4 protein-coding genes are annotated in these 3,297 nt (G+C 61.7%); all 4 read right to left on the reverse strand.

Annotated elements, in window-relative coordinates:
- A partial coding sequence (locus tag AWB79_RS37845; RefSeq protein ID WP_061172586.1) for a succinate dehydrogenase iron-sulfur subunit occupies window positions 1–700 on the reverse strand: 700 nt, incomplete at its 3' end.
- Between the two features lie 22 nt (window positions 701–722).
- Window positions 723–2,498: a succinate dehydrogenase flavoprotein subunit gene (gene sdhA, locus AWB79_RS37850; protein WP_061172587.1), complete on the reverse strand. Its 1,776-nt coding sequence runs from the start codon at window positions 2,496–2,498 to the stop codon at window positions 723–725.
- Window positions 2,499–2,503: 5 nt separating this feature from the next.
- Window positions 2,504–2,872: a succinate dehydrogenase, hydrophobic membrane anchor protein gene (sdhD, locus tag AWB79_RS37855; protein WP_061172588.1), complete on the reverse strand. Its 369-nt coding sequence runs from the start codon at window positions 2,870–2,872 to the stop codon at window positions 2,504–2,506.
- A gap of 2 nt (window positions 2,873–2,874) precedes the next feature.
- Complete coding sequence (sdhC, locus tag AWB79_RS37860) at window positions 2,875–3,285, reverse strand: succinate dehydrogenase, cytochrome b556 subunit (protein WP_063963636.1); 411 nt, start codon at window positions 3,283–3,285, stop codon at window positions 2,875–2,877.
- Between the last annotated feature and the right edge of the window lie 12 nt (window positions 3,286–3,297).

Here is a 3,297-nt window from a genome sequence, read left to right on the forward strand (position 1 = left end):
AAACCGCCCGGCGCACCATCAATTCCTTGATCTTGCCGATCGCCTTGGTCGGATTGAGCCCCTTCGGGCACACGTCGACGCAATTCATGATCGTATGGCAACGGAACAGACGATACGGATCTTCCAGGTTGTCGAGGCGTTCGCCCGTCGCCTGATCGCGGCTGTCCGCGATGAAGCGATAGGCTTGCAGCAAGCCCGCCGGGCCCACGAACTTGTCCGGGTTCCACCAGAAGCTCGGGCACGAGGTCGAGCAGCTCGCGCACAGAATGCACTCGTAGAGACCGTCGAGCTCGTCGCGCTCCACCGGCGACTGCAGGCGCTCCTTTTCCGGCGGCGGCGTGTCATTGATCAGATACGGCTTGATCGAATGATACTGGTTGAAGAACTGCGTGAAGTCGCAGATCAGGTCGCGCACCACCGGCAGACCCGGCAGCGGACGCAGCACGATCTTCTGCGGCAGTTCGTTCAGATTCGTCAGACAGGCGAGGCCGTTCTTGCCGTTGATGTTCATCGCATCGGACCCGCACACGCCTTCGCGGCACGAGCGACGGAACGACAGCGTTTCATCGAGTTCTTTCAGCTTCACCAGCGCGTCGAGCAGCATGCGCTCATGCGTCAGATCCAGCTCGTACGTCTGCATGCGCGGCGCTGCGTCCTTGTCCGGATCGTAGCGATAGACTTCAAAAATTCTCTTTGCCATTTCGATTCTCTCGTTCCGTGCCTTAGAAGGTCCGTGCCTTCGGCGGCACCGATTCGACCGTCAGCGGCTTCATCTGCACCGGCTTGTAGTCGAGGCGATCGCCTTCGCTGAACCACAGCGAGTGGCGCATCCAGTTCTCGTCGTCGCGATGCTCGTAGTCGCTGTGCGCGTGCGCGCCACGGCTTTCCTTGCGCGCTTCCGCCGACACCATCGTCGCGCGCGCCACTTCGATCAGGTTCGCCAGTTCCAGCGCTTCGACCTTCGCCGTGTTGAACACCTTCGACTTGTCCTTCAGATGCACGTGCTTCGCGCGCTCCGCGAGTTCCGCGATCTTGCCCACGCCGTCTTCCAGCAGCTTCGACGTACGGAACACGCCCGCATGCGCCTGCATCGTCGAGCGGATATCGTTGGCGATGCTCTGCGTGTATTCGCCCGAGGTCGACTTCTCCAGCACCGCGAGACGTTCCATCGCAAAGTCGGCGGCATCGGCGGGAAGGGGCTTGTGCTCTTTCATCTCGCTTGCATGCTTGATGATGTGATTGCCCGCCGCGCGACCGAAGACCACCAGGTCCAGCAGCGAGTTCGTGCCCAGACGATTCGCGCCGTGCACCGACACGCACGAGCATTCGCCCACTGCGTAGAAGCCGTTGACCGGATCGTTGTAGCCCTTCGCGGTGCCCACGACCTGGCCGTGCATGTTCGTCGGAATGCCACCCATCTGATAGTGGATGGTCGGCACGACCGGAATCGGCTCTTTAATGCAGTCGACGTTCGCGAACTTCAGCGCGATCTCGCGAATCGACGGCAGACGCTTCATGATCGTCTCGGCGCCAATGTGCGACAGGTCCAGCAGCACGTGATCCTTGTTCGGACCCACGCCACGGCCTTCCTTGATTTCCTGATCCATCGAACGCGAAACGAAGTCGCGCGGCGCCAGATCTTTCAGCGTCGGCGCATAGCGCTCCATGAAGCGGTCGCCGTTCGAATTACGCAGAATGCCGCCTTCACCGCGCACGCCTTCTGTAATCAGCACGCCCGCGCCTGCCACACCGGTCGGGTGGAACTGCCAGAACTCCATGTCCTGCAGCGCGATGCCCGAGCGCGCGGCCATGCCGAGGCCGTCGCCCGTGTTGATGAACGCATTCGTCGATGCCGCGAAGATGCGCCCCGCGCCGCCCGTGGCGAACAGCGTGGTCTTGCCTTCGAGGATATAGACCTCGCCCGTTTCCATTTCGAGCGCGGTCACGCCGAGCACGTCGCCTTCGGCGTCGCGGATCAGGTCCAGCGCCATCCATTCGACGAAGAAGTGCGTTTTAGCGGCAACGTTCTGCTGATACAGCGTGTGCAGCAGCGCGTGACCCGTGCGGTCGGCCGCGGCGCATGCACGCTGCACCGGCTTCTCGCCGTAGTTCGCCGTGTGGCCGCCGAACGGACGCTGATAGATCGTGCCATCCGGATTGCGGTCGAACGGCATGCCCATGTGTTCGAGCTCGTACACGGCGTTCGGCGCTTCACGGCACATGAACTCGATCGCATCCTGGTCGCCGAGCCAGTCGGAGCCCTTGATGGTGTCGTAGAAGTGATAGTGCCAGTTGTCTTCGCTCATGTTGCCGAGCGATGCACCGATGCCGCCTTGCGCGGCAACCGTATGCGAGCGCGTCGGGAACACTTTCGAGAGCACCGCGACGGAGAGGCCCGCGCGCGCGAGCTGCAGCGACGCGCGCATGCCCGATCCGCCCGCGCCGACAATGACCACGTCAAAGCGACGACGCGGCAGGGAAGTCTTGATTGCAGCCATGTTCTTTAAACTCTCCAGAGAATCTGTGCAGCGTAGCCGGCGCATCCGACGAGCCAGAGGATCGTCAGCACTTGCAGCAGCAGGCGCAGACCCATGGGCTTCACGTAGTCCATCCAGATGTCACGAATGCCGACCCACGCGTGATAGAAGAGGCAAAGCAGGGCTACGAAAGTGGCGAGCTTCATCCACTGGGTCGCGAAGATGCCCGCCCAGCCTTCGTAGGAGAAGTTGTGCGCGGCGAAGAACCAGAAGAGAAGAATGACGGTGTACGCGGCCATCACGACCGCGGTGATGCGTTGCGCGAGCCAGTCGCGCAGACCGTAGTGAGCGCCGACGACCAGGCGCTTCGGGCCGACTCGATTTTGCGTTGCCATGGTTAGAACACTCCGAAGATCTTGAGAGCCATCGCGAGCGTCAGCAACAGCGAGACGATCAGCACGATCAGGGCGGTCTGTCGGCCGCCTTCCTTGTTCACCGCGACGTGCGTGTCGAGCAGCAGAAACCGGATGCCCGCGCAGAAGTGATGAAGATACGCCCACGACAACACGAGCGTGACGATCTTGATGATGGGGTTGGCCAGGAAGCCCTTGAACGCGTCGAACGAGAGTTCCGAGGTGAGGCTCTGATCGAGCAGCCACAGGATGAACGGCAGACACACGAAGAGCAGCAGCCCGCTCACGCGATGCAGGATCGATACTTTACCCGCCAGCGGCAAGCGATACTTCGCGATTTGGCCGATCCCGATGTTCCGGTACTCGGGCCTTGGTTTTTTTACGGCTTCAGCCATGCTAGACCCCAA

Origin of the sequence: Caballeronia hypogeia (assembly GCF_001544875.2) — a bacterium.
GTDB classification, from domain to species: Bacteria; Pseudomonadota; Gammaproteobacteria; order Burkholderiales; family Burkholderiaceae; genus Caballeronia; species Caballeronia hypogeia.